16 protein-coding genes and 3 tRNA genes are annotated in these 18,416 nt (G+C 57.5%); 1 reads left to right on the top strand and 18 read right to left on the bottom strand.

Annotated features, from left to right (window positions below):
* The 14 genes from AC6BYQ_RS11850 to cydA form a co-directional block, all read right to left on the bottom strand.
* Positions 1–76 (bottom strand) — tRNA-Lys (locus AC6BYQ_RS11850).
* A 7-nt stretch (positions 77–83) separates the two neighbouring features.
* Positions 84–159 (bottom strand) — tRNA-Val (locus tag AC6BYQ_RS11845).
* Positions 160–188: 29 nt separating this feature from the next.
* Positions 189–264 (bottom strand) — tRNA-Lys (locus tag AC6BYQ_RS11840).
* Between the two features lie 178 nt (positions 265–442).
* Complete coding sequence (gene cpoB / locus AC6BYQ_RS11835; RefSeq protein ID WP_074055143.1) at positions 443–1,237, bottom strand: cell division protein CpoB; 795 nt, start codon at positions 1,235–1,237, stop codon at positions 443–445.
* A 9-nt stretch (positions 1,238–1,246) separates the two neighbouring features.
* Positions 1,247–1,756: a peptidoglycan-associated lipoprotein Pal gene (gene pal, locus AC6BYQ_RS11830; protein WP_025160033.1), complete on the bottom strand. Its 510-nt coding sequence runs from the start codon at positions 1,754–1,756 to the stop codon at positions 1,247–1,249.
* Between the two features lie 44 nt (positions 1,757–1,800).
* The gene (tolB, locus tag AC6BYQ_RS11825) at positions 1,801–3,093 is read right to left on the bottom strand and encodes a Tol-Pal system beta propeller repeat protein TolB (protein ID WP_004939856.1); all 1,293 of its coding nucleotides are present in this window, start codon (positions 3,091–3,093) and stop codon (positions 1,801–1,803) included.
* A 132-nt stretch (positions 3,094–3,225) separates the two neighbouring features.
* A complete protein-coding gene (gene tolA, locus AC6BYQ_RS11820; RefSeq protein WP_019454030.1) occupies positions 3,226–4,452 on the bottom strand; it encodes a cell envelope integrity protein TolA in 1,227 nt (408 codons plus the stop codon).
* Positions 4,453–4,530: 78 nt separating this feature from the next.
* Positions 4,531–4,959, bottom strand: coding sequence for a colicin uptake protein TolR (gene tolR / locus AC6BYQ_RS11815; protein ID WP_004939859.1), 429 nt, complete (start codon positions 4,957–4,959; stop codon positions 4,531–4,533).
* 12 nt (positions 4,960–4,971) lie between these two features.
* Complete coding sequence (gene tolQ, locus AC6BYQ_RS11810; protein ID WP_004939862.1) at positions 4,972–5,655, bottom strand: Tol-Pal system protein TolQ; 684 nt, start codon at positions 5,653–5,655, stop codon at positions 4,972–4,974.
* A complete protein-coding gene (gene ybgC, locus AC6BYQ_RS11805; protein ID WP_025160034.1) occupies positions 5,652–6,056 on the bottom strand; it encodes a tol-pal system-associated acyl-CoA thioesterase in 405 nt (134 codons plus the stop codon). Before ybgC ends, tolQ begins: the two co-directional genes overlap by 4 nt.
* Before the next feature lie 130 nt (positions 6,057–6,186).
* Complete coding sequence (gene ybgE / locus AC6BYQ_RS11800) at positions 6,187–6,483, bottom strand: cyd operon protein YbgE (RefSeq protein ID WP_019454032.1); 297 nt, start codon at positions 6,481–6,483, stop codon at positions 6,187–6,189.
* The gene (gene cydX, locus AC6BYQ_RS11795) at positions 6,483–6,596 is read right to left on the bottom strand and encodes a cytochrome bd-I oxidase subunit CydX (protein WP_004939868.1); all 114 of its coding nucleotides are present in this window, start codon (positions 6,594–6,596) and stop codon (positions 6,483–6,485) included. The genes ybgE and cydX overlap by 1 nt, the downstream gene beginning before the upstream one ends.
* A gap of 17 nt (positions 6,597–6,613) precedes the next feature.
* Positions 6,614–7,753, bottom strand: a complete 1,140-nt coding sequence (cydB, locus tag AC6BYQ_RS11790; RefSeq protein ID WP_019454033.1) for a cytochrome d ubiquinol oxidase subunit II — start codon at positions 7,751–7,753, stop codon at positions 6,614–6,616.
* A 14-nt stretch (positions 7,754–7,767) separates the two neighbouring features.
* Entirely contained in the window at positions 7,768–9,336 is a 1,569-nt protein-coding gene (gene cydA / locus AC6BYQ_RS11785; protein WP_019454034.1) for a cytochrome ubiquinol oxidase subunit I, read from the bottom strand.
* A gap of 683 nt (positions 9,337–10,019) precedes the next feature.
* Here cydA and AC6BYQ_RS11780 point away from each other — a divergent pair.
* Entirely contained in the window at positions 10,020–11,918 is a 1,899-nt protein-coding gene (locus tag AC6BYQ_RS11780) for a bifunctional metallophosphatase/5'-nucleotidase (protein WP_025160035.1), read from the top strand.
* Positions 11,919–11,990: 72 nt separating this feature from the next.
* Here the strand turns inward: AC6BYQ_RS11780 and sucD are convergent, their stop codons facing one another.
* From sucD to sucA, 4 genes are all read right to left on the bottom strand, one after another.
* Positions 11,991–12,863, bottom strand: coding sequence for a succinate--CoA ligase subunit alpha (gene sucD / locus AC6BYQ_RS11775; protein ID WP_004939878.1), 873 nt, complete (start codon positions 12,861–12,863; stop codon positions 11,991–11,993).
* A complete protein-coding gene (gene sucC, locus AC6BYQ_RS11770) occupies positions 12,863–14,029 on the bottom strand; it encodes an ADP-forming succinate--CoA ligase subunit beta (RefSeq protein ID WP_015376978.1) in 1,167 nt (388 codons plus the stop codon). Before sucC ends, sucD begins: the two co-directional genes overlap by 1 nt.
* A gap of 122 nt (positions 14,030–14,151) precedes the next feature.
* A complete protein-coding gene (gene odhB / locus AC6BYQ_RS11765) occupies positions 14,152–15,369 on the bottom strand; it encodes a 2-oxoglutarate dehydrogenase complex dihydrolipoyllysine-residue succinyltransferase (protein WP_498056901.1) in 1,218 nt (405 codons plus the stop codon).
* Positions 15,370–15,433: 64 nt separating this feature from the next.
* The gene (gene sucA, locus AC6BYQ_RS11760) at positions 15,434–18,241 is read right to left on the bottom strand and encodes a 2-oxoglutarate dehydrogenase E1 component (protein WP_004939884.1); all 2,808 of its coding nucleotides are present in this window, start codon (positions 18,239–18,241) and stop codon (positions 15,434–15,436) included.
* Positions 18,242–18,416 lie beyond the last annotated feature (175 nt).

Raw genomic sequence — 18,416 nt, 5'->3', positions numbered from 1 at the left:
TGGTGGGTCGTGCAGGATTCGAACCTGCGACCAATTGATTAAAAGTCAACTGCTCTACCAACTGAGCTAACGACCCATAACAGTGGTGGGTGATGACGGGCTCGAACCGCCGACCCCCTCCGTGTAAAGGAGATGCTCTACCAACTGAGCTAATCACCCACTGTTGTGGTTACTGCTACTTCAGAAATTGGTGGGTCGTGCAGGATTCGAACCTGCGACCAATTGATTAAAAGTCAACTGCTCTACCAACTGAGCTAACGACCCAATTTCCCTGCCGCTTTAACATCTTGCAAGATGTCTTGGCAACGGCGGCATATATTACTAATTTATCTTGGCAGCGCAACCTAAATTTTTTACTGATGCGTTCAACTGCTTGTTCTTCACGCGAATGAGCCCAGAAATCGGTCAAATCGACTAACTTCTGGGCTCATTTTTCTGACTATTAACCGCCTACGCGACTTTTCGCCTGTTTGGCCGCCGCACTGGTTGGGTATTGTTTAATCACCTGCTGGAACACGGCTTTGGCTTTATCGGCCTGCCCTTTCTCCTGCATGATGATACCCACCTTGTACATGGCGTCCGGCGCCTTCGGTGATTTAGCGTAATTCTTCACCACCACCGCAAAATAGTAGGCCGCGTCGTCTTTTTTACCCTTGTTGTAGAACAACTGACCCAGCCAATAGTTGGCGTTGGGCTGATAGGTAGACTTCGGGTACTGTTTTACGAAGGACTGAAAGGCGGAAATCGCCTGGTCATACTGTTTTTTTTCCAGCGCCAGAGAAACAGCGGCGTTGTAGTCGCTGTTCTCATCACCACCGCTCGGCGTCGCAGAAGCGGCCGCAGGCGTGCTGCCGCCCGCATCGGAAGATGCGCCTGCGGCTGCCCCACCGGCAGCGCCCGCCGCCGCAGAGGCGCTCTGAGCGCCGCTCTGGCCGAGGCTATCCATCTGTTGATAGATTTGCTTCTGGCGTTCAACGACCTGATTCAACTGATACTGGCTTTCCTGGATTTGCCCACGGAGAGAATCAATGTCGCGTTGGTTATCAGAGAGTTGTTGCTGGAGTTGGTTTAAAAGCTGGCCTTGAGCATTGCTGATACGCTCAAGTGAAGTGACGCGGTCTTCGACCGAGCCGGAGCCGACATTACTGATTGGCGCTTGGGCAGTAGCGGCCCAAGGGGCCGCTACGCCAACCAGTAACGACAGACTCAACAGGTGACGTCTGAAGTTACTGTTCATGCGATTCTCTTAGTAAACCAGAACGGCACGACGGTTTTTAGCATAAGCCGCTTCGTCGTGGCCCAGTACTGCTGGTTTTTCTTTACCGTAAGAAACGATAGAGATCTGGTCAGCGGAAACGCCTTTACCTTGCAGGTACATTTTAACGGCGTTAGCACGGCGCTCACCCAGAGCGATGTTGTATTCCGGCGTGCCGCGTTCGTCAGCGTGGCCTTCAACGGTCACTTTGTAAGACGGGTTGTTACGCAGGAATGCAGCGTGCGCGTCCAGCATCTGAGCGAATTCGGAGCTTACGTCATACTTGTCCAGACCGAAGTAAACGATGTTGTTCTTCTGCAGTTCTTGCATCTGCAGACGAGCTTGTTCTTCGGAAGACAGGTTGCTGCTGCCGTTTTCCATACCAGTGCCAGCGCCCATACCAGATTGGTCGTTGTTTGCGCTTTTGTTAGAACTACAAGCTGCTACAGCCAGAACTGGCAGTGCCAGCAGAAGCCCTTTCAGCACTTTGTTCAGTTGCATTTCTTTGATCCTTTTATAGTTTGCCATACATATTTACACATGCATCACAGATACGGCGACCAGGCAGGGAATTTGACCTGTCCATCAGTTGCCGGAAGACGCGCTTTGAAACGCCCATCAGTTGACACCAACTGCAACACGGAGCCCATACCTTGCGTGGAGCTATAGATCACCATGGTGCCGTTTGGCGCAATACTAGGCGTTTCATCCAGGAAGGTGCCGGTCAAAACCTGAACGGCGCCCGATCCAAGATCTTGTTTGGCGATGTGTTGTGCACCACTGTTGGTGCTCACCATCACCAGGAATTTACCATCGGAGCTGACTTCAGAATCCTGGTTCTGAGAGCCTTCCCACGTCAGACGCTGTGCGGCACCGCCGCTGGCGCTGATTTTATAAATCTGCGGACGCCCGCCCTGGTCGGAGGTAAACGCCAGAGACTGGCCATCCGGGAACCAGGTCGGTTCGGTGTTGTTGTTGCGGCCATCGGTCAGCTGCGTGATCTGGCCGGAGCCGAGGTTCATCACATACAGATTCAGGCTGCCGCTCTTGGACAACGCGAAAGCCAGCTTGCTGCCGTCCGGCGAGAACGCCGGCGCACCGTTGTGGCGCGGGAACGAAGCGATCTGGCGGATAGCGCCGTTAGCCAAGGTCTGCACCACCAGCGCGGAACGGCCGCTCTCGAAGGTCACGTAAGCCAGTTTGCTGCCGTCCGGCGACCAGGCCGGTGACATCAGCGGCTCAGGCGAACGGTGCACCGTGAACTGGTTGTAACCGTCGTAATCCGCTACGCGCAGCTCGTACGGGAATTTCCCGCCGTTGGTCTGTACGACATAGGCGATACGGGTACGGAATGCGCCCTTGATGCCGGTCAGCTTCTCGAACACTTCATCGCTGGCGGTATGAGCAGAATAACGCAACCACTGTTTGGTCACTTTATACTGATTCTGCGCCAATACGGTGCCCGGCGAACCCGAGGTGTCCACCAGCTGGTAGGAGATCAGGTAGCTGCCGTCGGCACCAGGTTGAACCTGGCCGACAACCACGGCGTCGATGCCTAATGCAGTCCAGGCCGCCGGCGTCACTTCAGACGCGGAGGTCGGTTGCTGCGGCATACGCGCCACGTCGATCGGGTTGAATTTGCCGCTGTTGCGCAGATCCGCACCGACAATCTTGCCGATATCTTCCGGCGGCGTGCCTGGGCCCGCCCATTTAAACGGCACCACGCCAATCGGGCGAGCGGAGTCGACCCCTTGGGTGATTTCAATGCGAACTTCCGCGTGCAGCACGGACGCCCACAGAATTAAAAAACCTAGCGCTACTCGAAATGCCTGCTTCATCTCATCTCCCTTATCCAGGCGGGATGCCTGCGATAAATTAGCAGAATTTTAACAAACCAACTCACGTAAAACTACATAATCCCTGTTGGTTACCTTAGTACATCCCTGTGATATCACTCACTCAATCAACCGTTATTGCGGCTTGAATTCAAGTATAGAATTCTTAAAGTGCTGATAAACGGCATCGCTCGGCGGCTTCGGTATGTGTGCCAACTTGGCGGCAGACACCGCTGCTTGACACAGAGCAGGATCGCCCCCTGCCGCCTGTACGCTTATCAGCAGGCCGTCCGGCGCCAGCTTGATACGCAGGTCGCAGGTTTTGCCGGCGAACGAACTGGCGTCATAGAACTTGCTCTGAATCGCCCCTTGAATCTGCCCCATATAACCGCTGATATCCGCCCCGCTGGCGCCTGCCGCCTTGGCATTGCCCTGCCCGGCCGGTTTACCATCACCTTTCGATTTGGCACCGCCGCCCTTCGGCGCGTTCTTGCCGTCCGCCAGGCCGCCAAACAGATCGCTAACTTCCTCCGATTGTTTCGCAGCCTCAGCGGCAGCCTTCTTCTTGGCGTCCGCAGCGGCTTTTTTGGCGGCTGCCGCTTTCTCGGCCGCAGCTTTCTTCTCTGCCTCGGCGGCGGCCTTCTTCTCGGCTTCCGCTGCGGCTTTTTTCTCGGCTTCAGCGGCCGCTTTCTTCTCTGCGGCCTCTGCTGCCTTTTGCTCTGCGGCGGCGGCCGCGGCTTTCTTCGCCTCTTCCGCCTGTTTCTTGGCGGCGGCAGCGGCGGCCGCTTCTTTCTTGGCTTCCGCTTCAGCTTTCTTCTGCGCGTCCGCCTGCGCCTTCGCTATCTTTTCCGCTTCGGCTTTCGCCTTGGCGGCGGCGGCTTCGGCAACCTTCTGTTGCTCTTTGGCCTTGGCTGCGGCGGCTTCCGCCGCTTTTTGCTGCTCGGCAGCCTGTTTCTGCTGCTCCGCCGCCTTCTGCTGTTGTTCAGCCTGCGCCTTGGCGTCCTGCGCGGCTTTCTCCTGCGCCGCCAAACGCTCTTTCTCCAGCTCTTTCAGGCGCTGCTGTTGCTCCGCCTGCTTCTGCTGAAGCTCTTCGGCCTGTTGCTCCGCTTTTTTCTGGCGCTGCTTTTCGGCACGCTGCGCATCGTTGCTCTGCTGCTGCTGGCGGTTGTACTGCTCCACCACCGCGCCGGGATCGACCATCACCGCACCCACCACGGTGCCATCGCCACCGCCGCCGGCGCCCATGTCGACCTTTTCCTGCAGCGATCCCCAAATCAGCAGGGCAATCAATATGAAGTGCAGAACGACCGAAACAATAACGGCGCGGTTCAGCTTATCGTTTTGCTCAGTTGCCTTTACCAAAATAGATTCCCAAAAACTGGTGTTGCTTATACGGGGTTCCTGCGCAGCGCAGGAACCGGGTTGCCGTTCGCCTTACGGTCAGATCGGCTGGGTCATCAGCCCCACGGAAGCCACGCCCGCCTGATGGAGAATATTCAATGCCTTGATAATCTCATCGTAAGGGACTTCCTTCGCACCGCCGATCAAAAAGACCGTTTTCGGGTTAGCCGCCAAACGCGACTTGGCCTCGGCCGCGACTTGCTCAGGCGGCAGCAGCTCCATACGGTTGTGATCCACCACCAGGGTGTATTGACCTACGCCGGAAACCTCGAGGATCACCGGCGGATTGTCATCGCTGGACACCGTTTTGGAATCGGTAGCGTCCGGCAGGTCAACCTCCACGCTCTGCGTGATGATTGGCGCGGTTGCCATAAAGATCAGCAGCAGCACCAGCAACACGTCGAGCAGCGGAACGATGTTAATTTCGGACTTCAGCTCGCGCCGACTACGTCCACGTACTCTCGCCATGCTACCTCCTACTTATTTGCTGTCGCTGGAGAAGGCCTGACGATGCAGAATAGCGGTGAACTCTTCCATAAAGTTGTCGTAATTCTGCTCAAGCTTGTTGACGCGCTGGTTGAGACGGTTATAGGCCATAACCGCCGGGATTGCGGCGAACAGACCGATCGCGGTGGCGATCAGCGCTTCGGCGATACCCGGCGCCACCATCTGCAGCGTGGCTTGCTTCACCGCGCCCAGCGCGATAAAGGCGTGCATGATCCCCCACACGGTGCCGAACAGGCCGATATACGGACTGATCGAACCGACGGTGCCGAGGAACGGAATATGGGTTTCCAGCGTTTCCAGCTCGCGGTTCATCGAGATGCGCATCGCGCGCGACGCCCCTTCGATCACCGACTCCGGCGCATGGTTGTTGGCGCGGTGCAGGCGGGCGAACTCTTTGAACCCGGAATGGAAGATCTGCTCGGAACCGGTCAGGCTATCGCGACGCGCCTGACTTTCCTGGTACAGACGGGAAAGCTCGATACCGGACCAGAATTTGTCTTCAAAGGCTTCGGCGTCGCGCGTCGCCGCATTGAGGATGCGGGTACGCTGAATGATGATCGCCCAAGAGGCCACCGAGAAGCATATCAAAATCAACATGATAAGCTTAACCAGCAGGCTCGCCTTCAAGAATAAATCTAGGATGTTCATGTCAGTCACTGCTTAAACTCCGCGACAATAGACTTAGGAAGCGCTCTTGGCTTCATTTGGTGTGGATCAATACAGGCAATCAGGACATCTGCCTGGCTCAGTAGGGCCCCGTCAGAATTGACAATGCGTTGAGCAAACGTGAGAGAAGCCCCGCGCAGACAGGTGATTTCGCTCTGAACCTCCAGTTGCTCGTCAAGACGAGCCGGAGCCAGATAATCCACCGTCATGCGCCGGACGACAAAAGCGACTTGTTCACTGAGCAGCTGCTGTTGATGAAAGTTGTGCTGACGCAGCATCTCTGTGCGCGCTCTTTCAAAAAAGGCGACGTAGCGGGCGTGATAGACCACACCACTGGCATCGGTATCCTCGTAGTAAACGCGAACCGGCCATCGAAACAACGTATTACTCACTCTACTTCCCAGCAATGCAATTTAACGCTGCTACTATACGCAAGACGGATCGGGTTGGGAATGGGTTACAAGATGGGAATGAAAATAATTATGGGCCGTGAGGGCCCATAACGTGGGGACATCAGGGAGATTATAAAGAAACGTAAAGTAATCCTGCGCACAAGATCACAATTGCGGGAAGCGGCGCAAAAAAGGCACGCCAGACGCTGCGCTGCGGGCGGAATCCGAAACCGTGGATCACCCCGGCGCACACTGCCCAAATCAGCAGCAGCCCTTCCCAAATCTCCAGCGAGCTGGTTTTGGCGGCGAAACGCGTCGGATCCCAGAACACGCACCCCGCCAAAATCAACGCCAGCACCAGGGAAAGGGCCCTGATCGGGCCCTTGTCGGTGACAGCGTACAGCTTGTCAATCACGGACGAGCTCATCACTTACCGTCTTGCTGAGCTTTGGTCGCTTCGCTCTGCTCAAGCGCCAGCGCCGTGATGATGCCGAAGGCGCAGGCAAGAAGCGTTCCGAGAATCCAGGCAAAATACCACATGGTTTAGCTCCTTATCCTTAGTACAGCGAATGCTTGTTGTTTTCGATGTAGTTCTTGTCGAGGCGACCGAACATTTTGTAGTACGACCAGCTGGTGTACGCCAAAACGATAGGCACGAAGATCGCCGCCACGACGGTCATCACTTTCAGCGTCAACAGGCTCGAGGTCGCGTCCCACATGGTCAGGCTGACGTTCGGCACGGTGCTGGAAGGCATCACGAACGGGAACATGGTGACCCCGGCGGTGAGGATGACGCAGGCGATGGTCAGCGACGAGGTGACGAACGCCAGCGCGCCTTTCTCCAGACGCGAGAACAGGATGGTGAACAACGGCAGCACCACGCCCAGTGCAGGCAGCGCCCACAGCAGCGGATACTTGTTGAAGTTGATCAACCATGCGCCGGCCTGATGCGCCACTTCTTTACGCATCGGGTTGGATTCCGCCAGGGTGTCCAGAGCCGACGTCACGACGAAGCCATCAATGCCCTTCACCAGCCATACGCCCGCCAGCAGGAAGCACACTGCCATGATCAGCGTCGCGATCTGTGCCGCGGCGCGTGAACGCAGGTGGATCTCGCCGGTGGTGCGCATTTGCAGGTAGGTCGCGCCCTGAGTGACCAGCATGGTCAGGCTGACCACGCCTGCCAACAGACCGAACGGATTCAGCAGTTGGAAGAAGTTGCCGGTGTAGAACAGGCGCATGTACTCGTCCATGTGGAACGGCACGCCCTGCAGCAGGTTGCCGAACGCCACGCCGAACACCACTGCCGGCACAAAGGAGCCGATGAAGATGCCCCAGTCCCACATGTTGCGCCAGCGGCTGCTCTCCAGCTTGGAACGGTAGTCGAAACCGACCGGGCGGAAGAACAAGGCGGCCAGCACCAGGATCATCGCGACGTAGAAGCCGGAGAAGGCCGCTGCGTACACCATCGGCCAGGCGGCGAACAGCGCGCCGCCGGCGGTGATCAGCCATACCTGGTTACCGTCCCAGTGCGGGGCGATGGAGTTGATCATCACCCGGCGCTCGGTATCGGTTTTCCCGATGATGCGCACCAGAATGCCGACGCCCATGTCGAAACCGTCGGTGACGGCGAAGCCGATCAGCAGTACGCCAACCAGGACCCACCAAATAAATCGCAGTACTTCATAGTCAAACATACGTGGACTCCTGTTTAGCGCGCTTCCTGCACGGCGGCAGTCGGTTGTTCAAAGTGATAGCGGCCGGTTTTCAGGCTGCTTGGACCCAGACGTGCAAACTTGAACATCAGGTACAATTCAGCCACCAGGAACAGGGTGTACAAGCCGCAGATCAGCCCCATCGAGAACAGAATGTCGCCCGCGGTCAGCGAAGAGTTGGCGACCGCCGTCGGCAGCACCTCACCAATCGCCCACGGTTGACGGCCGTATTCCGCCACGAACCAACCGGACTCGATCGCGATCCAAGGCAGCGGCAAACCGTACAGCGCCGCGCGGTGCAGCCATTTTTTCTGGCCGATGCGGCCGCGGATCACGTTCCAGAACGACAGGCCGATGATCAACAGCATGATTACGCCACAGGCCACCATGATGCGGAAGGCGAAGTACAGCGGCGCCACGCGCGGAATGGAGTCCTTAGTCGCCAGCTGGATCTGCGCTTCCGTCGCGTCGGTGACGTTCGGGGTATAGCGCTTCAGCAGCATGCCGTAGCCCAGGTCTTGCTTGGTTTTGTTGAATTCGGCGCGCACTGCAGGATCGGTGTTGCCGCCACGCAGCTCTTCCAGCAGCTGGTAGGCTTTCATGCCGTTGCGGATACGCACTTCATGCTGCGCCATCAGATCTTTCAGGCCGGTGACCTGAGTGTCCGTGGAGCGGGTGGCGATCAGGCCAAGCGCATACGGGATCTGAATAGAGAAGGAGTTTTCCATCTTGTCCTGATCGGGAATGCCGAACAGGGTGAAGGACGCCGGCGCCGGCTGAGTGTCCCACTCCGCTTCGATGGCGGCCAGTTTGGTTTTCTGCACGTCGCCCATTTCGTAACCGGATTCATCACCCAGAACGATAACGGACAGAATGGCAGCCATACCGAAGCTGGCGGCGATGGCGAAGGAGCGCTTGGCGAAGGCGATGTCGCGGCCTTTCAGCAGATAGTAGGAGCTGATGCCCAGAACGAACATCGCGCCACAGGTGTAGCCGGAAGCCACGGTGTGAACGAATTTCACCTGCGCAACCGGGTTAAGCACCAGCTCGGAGAAGCTGACCATCTCCATGCGCATGGTTTCGAAGTTGAAATCCGACGCGATCGGGTTCTGCATCCAGCCGTTGGCGACCAGGATCCACAGCGCGGACAGGTTGGAGCCGAGGGCCACGAACCAGGTTACCGCCATGTGCTGCACCTTGCTCAGACGATCCCAGCCGAAGAAGAACAGGCCGACCAGCGTCGATTCAAGGAAGAACGCCATCAGACCTTCGATAGCCAATGGGGCCCCGAAGATATCGCCGACGTAGTGAGAGAAATACGACCAGTTAGTCCCGAACTGGAACTCCATGGTCAAACCGGTGGCCACACCCAGAGCAAAGTTAATCGCAAATAACTTGCCCCAGAATTTGGTCATGTCTTTATAGATTTGTTTGCCAGACAGGACATATACCGTTTCCATAATTGCCAGCAAGAACGCCATACCGAGCGTTAATGGGACAAATAAGAAATGGTACATCGCCGTTAAAGCAAACTGTAAGCGCGACAGTTCGACAATATCAAACATCTTGACTCCTTGCTCCTCGCAGGAAGACTCCGACACGCGGTTATCGGCACGCTTCTTTCAAAGCCGCCAGTAACGCCCCGCAGTGAATGCCCTTAAACACAACAAATTTGATCCAGCTTCTCCGCTTTCAACCGCACACTCGGCCAATAGCCTCTCGGGCCGTCGACAAGCGCGCCACTGAAAACCGACAACGGGTAACAAATGCAACAAGATCAACCATCCATAATCACAACATGGATGATACTCGCCCAATCCCACACAATAAATAGGTTTTTACGTGACGTGGGTTGGACTTTTGGTTACAGGTCAAATCTTAGCCGAAAGAGGTACTTCGGCCTAATTTGATCTGAGACAATTTAAGCCTATCCGCATATTATTTCCATATTCATCAGCACATTTCGCATAATTTTCTTAGGGTCATGTTGCGCAATGGTTTAATTGTTTTTTAATGATATTTTTGTGTTAAATAAATGTAATTTAAAAGAGCCGCCATTGTATTATTACGCGCTTATTCTGCGACATAATTAACCTTTTATTTCCATTAAGTCATGACAGTGATTGCAGTCACAAAACAACAAATCTCCCTCCTATATTAGTCTATTTCTCGCTATTGGATCGTAAAGGTTGCGATTTTGTAGCAAAATGACCACTTATGTTAAAATTGCATTGAGCGACAATAAGTTATGAAAAAAATCATCTTTGCCTCTGTCTTGGGACTCTCGGGAAACGTCATGGCCGCCGACACGGTAAACATCACCCTATTGGGCACCTCCGATCTGCACGGCACCTTCGTGCCCTGGGACTACGCCAGCGATACGGAAAACCTGGCGGGCAGCCTGAGCCAGATAGCCACCCAGGTCAAAAAGGTGCGCGCCGAACAGCCCAACCTGATTCTGGTGGACGCCGGCGACACTATCCAGGGCAACTTCGTCGAAACCTTCAAGCATGAAGCCGTCAGCCCGATGATGCTGGGCCTCAACGCGCTCAATTACGATGTTTGGGTGATGGGCAACCACGAATTCGACTTCGGTCTGCCGGTGCTGGCTACGCCGCTCAAACAGTTCAAGGGGGCGGCGCTGGCAGGCAATATCGTCTGGGACAGCGGCAAACCCTACCTGCCCGCTTACACCATCGTTGAACGCCAGGGCGTGAAGATCGGCATTATCGGCATGGACACGCCGATGACCGCCGAATTCGCCAAAGGCACCGACCGCATCAAAGGGCTGAACTTCACCGATCCGGTGCAGGCGGTGAAACAGGTCATCAGGCAAATTGATGGCCAGGTCGACGCCATCGTGCTGGTGGCGCACATGGGCATCGACAACGAGAACCAGCGCCCGGGCACCGGCGTGGCCGACATCGCTAACGCCAACCCGGAGCTGGCGGCGATCGTCGCCGGCCACATGCATGTGAAGATCGACAAAGCGGTGGTCAACGGCGTCATCATCACCGAACCGGATAAATACGGCCGCGCGCTGTCGCGCATCGATCTGCAATTTGAACGCCGCGACGGCAAATTCACGCTGATCGACAAAAACAGCTACACCTACCCCATCAAAGGGCTGACGCCGGACAGCGCCATGCAGGCGCTCTACCAGCCGTATCACGACATTTTGCGCGCCAACGCCAATCGGGTGGTGGCGAAGCTGAGCGGCAGCGATCTGGTACCTGCCGACGAGTTCCGCGGCATTCCTCAGGTGCACGTGCAGGATACCGGCATCAGCGCGCTGTTCCAGCAGGCCGCCCGGCACTATGCGCCGCTGGCGCAGGTGATCGCCCTGCAGATCGACAACGATCGCGCCAAGCTGGACGTCGGCGATATCAAGGCCAAAGATATCGCCTTTAACTACCAATACGCCGGCGGCGAGATCACCGTTTATCAGCTCAACGGCAAAGCGCTTAAACGCTACATGGAATGGTCCGCAGACTACTTCAATCAGCTGCAGCCGGGCGACGTCACCTACAGCTTTAATCCGGCGCGACGTTCGTCCAAATATTCCACCAACGATTTCTTCGACGGCGTCACTTACACCATCGATCTGCGCCAACCCGCCGGTTCACGCATCGTCGATCTGCGCCTGGCGGACGGCACGCCGGTCACCGACGACATGCCGATCCGCCTGGGCATGAACAGTTACCGCATGGGCCATCTGACGCAAAAAGGCGGCGCGCTGGAGGGACAATCCTTCCCGGTGCTGTTCGACAGCAAAGCGCATTACGGGGAAGAAGAAGGCACCATTCGCCACCTGACACTGCGCTACCTGACGGAGGTGAAACACGGCCACTATCAGGGCGTGACGCCGCAGCGCTGGAAATTGATCGGCATGGAGGGATACGAACCGCAGCGGGCGATCGTCAAACGGCTGCTCAATGAGGGCGTTATCCAGGTGCCGACCACCGACGACGGCCGCTACACCAACGTTGCGTCGATCAACGTCAAAGAGGCGCTGTTCAGCAACGCCGACGATTGCCGCGCCGCCCTCACCTCGCTGGATCAGCAGCGGCAGACCGCGGCGGATCCGGTGCAACAGCGCCGCCTCCAGGATCGGATCGCGCTGATCAAGGCGCTCAACGAGTTCTGATCTTCGCCCATAAAAAAGGCCACCCAATGGGTGGCCAAACATGTCGAGATAGTGTTATTTCGTACTAAACTCTTAGCGCTTCAGCACCGCTTTTACCGCGTCGCCGATGTCCGCCAGGCTGCGAACGGTTTTCACGCCCGCTGCTTCCAGCGCAGCAAACTTCTCGTCCGCCGTGCCTTTGCCGCCGGCGATGATGGCGCCCGCGTGGCCCATACGCTTGCCTTTCGGCGCGGTGACGCCGGCGATGTAGCCGACAACCGGTTTGGTGACGTGTTCTTTGATGTAAGCCGCCGCTTCTTCTTCAGCGCTGCCGCCGATCTCACCGATCATCACGATCGCTTCGGTCTGCGGATCCTGTTGGAACATCTTCAGGATATCGATGAAGTTGGAACCCGGGATCGGGTCGCCGCCGATACCCACGCAGGTGGACTGGCCCAGACCGGCATCGGTGGTTTGTTTCACCGCTTCATAGGTCAGGGTGCCGGAGCGGGAAACGATGCCCACTTTGCCTGGCAGGTGAATGTGGCCAGGCATGATGCCGATTTTGCACTCGCCCGGAGTGATAACGCCTGGGCAGTTCGGCCCGATCATGCGCACGCCGGCTTCGTCCAGCTTCACTTTCACGGTCAGCATGTCCAGAGTCGGGATGCCTTCGGTGATAGTGATGATCAGTTTAATGCCGGCATCGATCGCTTCCAGGATGGAGTCTTTGCAGAACGGTGCTGGAACGTAGATGACCGAGGCGGTCGCGCCGGTCGCTTCAACCGCTTCGCGCACGGTGTTGAACACCGGCAGGCCCAGGTGCTGAGTGCCGCCTTTGCCCGGAGTTACGCCGCCAACCATTTTGGTGCCGTAAGCGATAGCTTGTTCGGAGTGGAAAGTCCCCTGGCTACCGGTGAAGCCCTGGCAAATTACTTTGGTGTTCTTATCGATTAAAATGGACATTATTTACCCTCCACTGCTGCAACAACTTGCTGAGCCGCATCAGTCAGGCTGGTCGCAGCAATGATATTCAGGCCGCTGTCCGCCAGTTTCTTGGCGCCCAGTTCGGCATTGTTCCCTTCCAGGCGCACAACGACTGGGACGTTAACGCCCACTTCAGCCACTGCGCCGATGATGCCGTCGGCGATCAGATCGCAACGTACGATACCACCGAAGATGTTAACCAGAACCGCTTTCACCTTGTCGTCGGACAGGATGATTTTGAACGCTTCGGTCACGCGCTCTTTGGTCGCACCGCCGCCCACGTCCAGGAAGTTGGCCGGTTCGCCGCCGTGCAGTTTAACGATGTCCATGGTGCCCATCGCCAGACCGGCGCCGTTAACCATGCAGCCGATGTTGCCGTCGAGGGCAACGTAGTTCAGCTCCCACTGAGCCGCACGGGATTCACGCTCGTCTTCCTGAGAAGGGTCACGCATTTCACGCAGTTCAGGCTGACGGAACAGGGCGTTGCCGTCGGCGCCCAGTTTGCCGTCCAGGCACACCAGATCGCCCTGCTTGGTGATCACCAGCGGGTTGATCTCAACCATCGCCAGGTCACGCTCCAGGAACAGCGTCGCCAGACCCATAAAGATCTTGGCGAACTGGCTGACTTGCTTACCGGTCAGGCCCAGTTTGAAGGCCAGCTCACGGCCCTGATAAGGCTGTGGACCCGCCAGCGGATCGATGGTCATTTTGTGGATCAGTTCAGGGGTTTCTTCCGCCACTTTCTCGATTTCCACGCCGCCTTCGGTAGACGCCATGAATACGATGCGACGGGTCGCGCGGTCTACGACGGCGCCCAGGTACAGTTCTTTATCGATGTCGGTCGCCGCTTCAACCAGGATCTGGTTAACCGGCTGGCCCAGCGCGTCAGTCTGGTAAGTCACCAGACGCTTGCCCAACCAGGCTTCCGCGAAAGCACGGATATCTTCTTTGCTGTTGACGACTTTAACGCCGCCCGCTTTACCGCGGCCGCCAGCATGAACCTGACATTTCACCACCCACGGGCCGGAGCCGATTTTGGATGCGGCTTCTTCTGCTTCACGCGGAGTGGTACAGGCGTAACCGGTTGGTGCCGGCATGCCATACCGAGCAAACAGCTGTTTTGCCTGATATTCGTGTAAATTCATGATGTTCTATCCATTCAGTTCTGAAGGTTTTTAGCCGGACCATTATTCCGCGGCAAACCGCATGGTTTTCCGGCCACATAGCACAGAGTGCGGGCGCGGCACGCCGCGCCCGGCAAGGGTTACTAGACGTCCAGCAGCAGACGAGCCGGATCTTCCAGCATCTCTTTGACCGTCACCAGATAACCGACGGATTCTTTACCGTCGATCAGGCGGTGGTCATAAGACAGCGCCAGATACATCATCGGCTGGATCACCACCTGGCCATTGACCGCCATTGGGCGATCTTTGATGGCGTGCATGCCCAGGATGGCGCTCTGCGGCGGGTTGATGATCGGGGTGGACATCAGCGAGCCGAATACGCCGCCGTTGGTAATGGTGAAGTTACCGCCGGTCAGCTCTTCCACGGTCAGTTTGCCGTCGCGGCCCTTAACGGCCAGCTCTTTGATTTTCTTCTCGATGTCAGCCATGCTCATGGCGTCCACATCACGCAGTACCGGCGTCACCAGGCCGCGCGGGGTAGAAACCGCGATGCTGATGTCGAAGTAGTTGTGGTAAACCACGTCGGAACCGTCGATCGACGCGTTCACTTCCGGGAAGCGCTTCAGCGCTTCAACCACCGCCTTGATGTAGAAGGACATGAAGCCCAGACGCACGCCGTGGCGTTTCTCGAAGGCTTCGCCGTACTGCTTGCGCAGGTCCATGATCGGCTGCATGTTGATTTCGTTGAAGGTGGTCAGCATCGCGGTGCTGTTCTTCGCTTCCAGCAGACGCTCGGCGACGCGTTTGCGCAGGCGGGTCATCGGCACGCGTTTTTCGCTGCGGCCGGCCAGAGCAGGCTGCGGTGCGGCTTCAGCGGCGGCGGCCGGTTTGGCAGCGGCGCCGCCTTTGGCCAGGTGCGCTTCCACGTCTTCACGGGTGATGCGGCCACCTACGCCGGTGCCTTTAATGGCGCCGGCATCGAGGTCGTGTTCGGCGATCAGGCGGCGAATCGCCGGGCTGAGCGCGTCATTGCTTTCTTCTTCCAGGCTCGCGGTAGCGCGCTGTGCAGGAGTGGATTCTTTCTCCTGGTTCTTCTCGGCGGTCGGCTTGCCGGAGCTGTCGCCTGGGCGGATGCGGCCGAGCAGTTGGCGAGACAGTACGGTCGCGCCCTCTTCTTCCACGATAGCATCGAGAATACCCGCTTCACTGGCCGGCACTTCCAACACCACTTTGTCGGTTTCGATTTCAACCAGGACTTCATCACGCTGCACGCTGTCGCCCGGTTTTTTGTGCCAGGTGGCTACGGTCGCATCGGCAACCGATTCAGGAAGGTCAGGAACCAGAATATCTACGCTACTCATTTAGCTTTCCCTTAAGTTTTTTATCATCTGCTTGCCGGCCCCTCGGCCGGCAAGCGAGCGAACATTAGTCAATATTCAGCGCGTCGTTCACCAGAGCCTGCTGCTGCTTCTGGTGTACGGACATATAGCCCACCGCCGGAGAAGCGGAGGCCGGACGTCCTGCGTAACGTAAAGAAGCCCCGAACGGCACCACTTCACGGAAGTTGTGTTGGCTGCAGTACCAGGCGCCCTGGTTCAGCGGCTCTTCCTGACACCAGACGAAATCATGCACGTGCGAGTATTGCTCCAGCACGGCCTGAACGGCCTGATGCGGGAACGGATACAGCTGCTCGATACGCACGATGGCCACGTCTTTCTGCTCGTTCTTGCGACGCTGTTCCAGCAGGTCGTAGTAGACCTTGCCGGAGCACAGCACGACGCGCTTGACCGCTTTCGGATCCAAGTCGTCGATCTCGCCGATCGCCGGCAGGAAGGTGCCGTTGGCCAGCTCGTCCAGCGAAGAAATCGCCAGCGGGTGACGCAGCAGCGACTTCGGCGACATCACCACCAACGGACGACGCATACCGCGCAGCGCCTGGCGACGCAGCATATGGTAAACCTGCGCCGGCGTGGACGGGACGCACACCTGCATGTTCTGCTCTGCGCACAGCTGCAGATAGCGTTCCAGACGCGCGGAAGAGTGCTCAGGGCCCTGGCCTTCATAGCCGTGCGGCAGCAGCATCACCAGGCCGCACATACGGCCCCATTTTTGCTCGCCGGAGCTGATGAACTGGTCGATAACGACCTGTGCGCCGTTGGCGAAGTCGCCGAACTGCGCTTCCCAGATGGTCAGCGTGCGCGGTTCCGCCGTCGCGTAGCCGTATTCGAACGCCAGCACCGCTTCTTCAGACAGCACGGAGTCCCAAACTTTGAATTCGCCCTGGCCGCTGTGGATGTTCGCCAGCGGAACGTAGACCGAACCGTTTTTCTGGTTGTGCACCACCGCGTGACGGTGGAAGAAGGTGCCGCGGCCGGCGTCTTCGCCGGAGATGCGGATTGGAATGCCTTCATCCGCCATGGTGGCGTAGGCCAGCGTTTCGGCGGCGCCCCAGTCGAACGGCTTGTTGCCTGCGGCCATCTCGGCGCGGTCAGCGTAGATTTTCGCCACGCGCGACTGCATTTCGATCGCTTCCGGCACGGTGCTGATGCGGCGGCCCAGTTCCTGCAGACGCTTCATCTCAACCTTGCTCGGGTACTCTTCGTCCCACTCATGGTTCAGGTACGGTGACCAGGTGAAGGAGTGCAGGTTCATCGGACGCCACTCTTCAACCACGCAATCGCCGCGGTCGAGCGCGTCGCGGTACAGGTTGACCATTTCCGTGGCATCTTCCAGGCTGGCCACTTTCTGCTCGGTCAGAACGTCAGCGTAGATTTTGCGCGGCGTAGGGTGTTTCTTGATCTTCTGATACATCACCGGCTGGGTGGCGCTCGGCTCGTCGGCCTCGTTGTGCCCATGGCGACGGTAGCAGACCAGATCGATCATCACGTCACGCTTAAAGGTGTTACGGAAATCCAACGCCAGACGGGTGACGAAGGCCACGGCTTCCGGATCGTCCGCGTTAACGTGGAAGATCGGCGACTGAACCATTTTGGCGATGTCGGTGCAGTATTCGGTAGAGCGCGCATCCAGCGGGTTGGAGGTGGTGAAACCAACCTGGTTGTTGATGACGATGCGCACGGTGCCGCCCACTTCGTAGCCGCGAGCCTGAGACATGTTCAGGGTTTCCTGAACCACGCCCTGGCCGGTGATGGCGGCGTCGCCGTGGATGGTGATCGGCAGCACCATGTTGCTGCGCGCTTCGTCCAGACGATCGCGACGGGCGCGTACCGATCCCATGACCACCGGGCTGACGATCTCCAGGTGCGACGGGTTGAACGCCAGCGCCAGGTGAACCATGCCGCCTTCGGTTTCCACGTCGGAGGAGAAGCCCTGGTGATATTTCACGTCACCGGTGCCGAGGTGTTCTTTATGCTTGCCGGCGAATTCGTCGAACAGATCGGCCGGCTTTTTGCCCAGCACGTTGATCAGCACGTTCAGACGGCCGCGGTGGGCCATGCCCAACACCACTTCGCGCGTGCCGTTCTTACCGGCGTGGCGCACCATCTCTTTGAGCATCGGCACCAGCGCGTCGCCGCCTTCCAGCGAGAAGCGTTTGGCACCGGGGAATTTGGCGCCCAGGTAACGTTCCAGGCCTTCCGCCGCGGTCAGCTCGTTCAGGAAACGGCGTTTTTCGTCGGCGGTAAAGCTGGCGCGCCCCACCACCGATTCGATGCGCTGCTGGATCCAGCGTTTCTCTTCGGTGTTGGTGATGTGCATGTATTCCGCACCGATCGAACCGCAGTAGGTCTGCTTCAGCGCGGCGTACAGATCGCCCAGTTTCATGGTTTCTTTGCCGATGGCGAAAGAGCCCACGTTGAAGGTTTCCTGGAAATCGGCTTCGGTCAGGTTGTGGTAAGCGGGATCAAGGTCAGGAACTTGCTCGCGCTGCCACAGGCCAAGCGGATCGAGGTTGGCATGCTGATGCCCGCGGAAGCGGAAGGCGTTGATCAGCTGCAGTACCTTGACCTGTTTGGCGTCGGTTTCCGGATCGGTGATGGTGGTGTTGTAACGCGCGGAGTCTTTCGCCAGGCGGCGGAAGTAATCGCGCGTTTGAGAGTGAAGCTGATCGGGTTTGACACCCGCGGTTGGTAGCTGTTGAAAAATGGAACGCCAGCTATCTTCAACGGAACCCGGATCGGTTAAGAAGTCTTCATAGAGCTGCTCTATGTAAGACTGGTTCGCGCCCGCCAGATAGGAGGAATCCAGCCAGGCCTTCATTGCGCCGTTCTGCATCATGATCCCTTAAGCTTTGAAGCTTTAGTTTTCGCCGTGGTTAACATAATTACCGTGATGAATACGGTTTGCCGTAAAACGGTTCACTCGACGTACTTGCGGCCATGACGGCCCGATACGTTCTGTTATGGACCTTGCGGTCCCTTACAAGGAACCTCTAAAAACCGGCGGAAGA

The sequence above is a fragment of the Serratia sp. LTN-2 genome, assembly GCF_059740205.1.
Note: the sequence above shows the minus strand (reverse complement) of the source record. Positions and strands in the feature narration are given on the sequence as shown.

Bases quoted from the DNA above. Each gene is read 5' to 3' on its own strand.
- odhB (WP_498056901.1), bottom strand. From the start codon at position 15,369: ATGAGTAGCGTAGATATTCTGGTTCCTGACCTTCCTGAATCGGTTGCC.
- cydB (WP_019454033.1), bottom strand. From the start codon at position 7,753: ATGTTTGACTATGAAGTACTGCGATTTATTTGGTGGGTCCTGGTTGGC.
- pal (WP_025160033.1), bottom strand. From the start codon at position 1,756: ATGCAACTGAACAAAGTGCTGAAAGGGCTTCTGCTGGCACTGCCAGTT.
- tolR (WP_004939859.1), bottom strand. From the start codon at position 4,959: ATGGCGAGAGTACGTGGACGTAGTCGGCGCGAGCTGAAGTCCGAAATT.
- tolB (WP_004939856.1), bottom strand. From the start codon at position 3,093: ATGAAGCAGGCATTTCGAGTAGCGCTAGGTTTTTTAATTCTGTGGGCG.
- sucA (WP_004939884.1), bottom strand. From the start codon at position 18,241: ATGCAGAACGGCGCAATGAAGGCCTGGCTGGATTCCTCCTATCTGGCG.
- sucC (WP_015376978.1), bottom strand. From the start codon at position 14,029: ATGAATTTACACGAATATCAGGCAAAACAGCTGTTTGCTCGGTATGGC.
- ybgE (WP_019454032.1), bottom strand. From the start codon at position 6,483: ATGAGCTCGTCCGTGATTGACAAGCTGTACGCTGTCACCGACAAGGGC.
- cydA (WP_019454034.1), bottom strand. From the start codon at position 9,336: ATGTTTGATATTGTCGAACTGTCGCGCTTACAGTTTGCTTTAACGGCG.
- cpoB (WP_074055143.1), bottom strand. From the start codon at position 1,237: ATGAACAGTAACTTCAGACGTCACCTGTTGAGTCTGTCGTTACTGGTT.
- AC6BYQ_RS11780 (WP_025160035.1), top strand. From the start codon at position 10,020: ATGAAAAAAATCATCTTTGCCTCTGTCTTGGGACTCTCGGGAAACGTC.
- sucD (WP_004939878.1), bottom strand. From the start codon at position 12,863: ATGTCCATTTTAATCGATAAGAACACCAAAGTAATTTGCCAGGGCTTC.
- cydX (WP_004939868.1), bottom strand. From the start codon at position 6,596: ATGTGGTATTTTGCCTGGATTCTCGGAACGCTTCTTGCCTGCGCCTTC.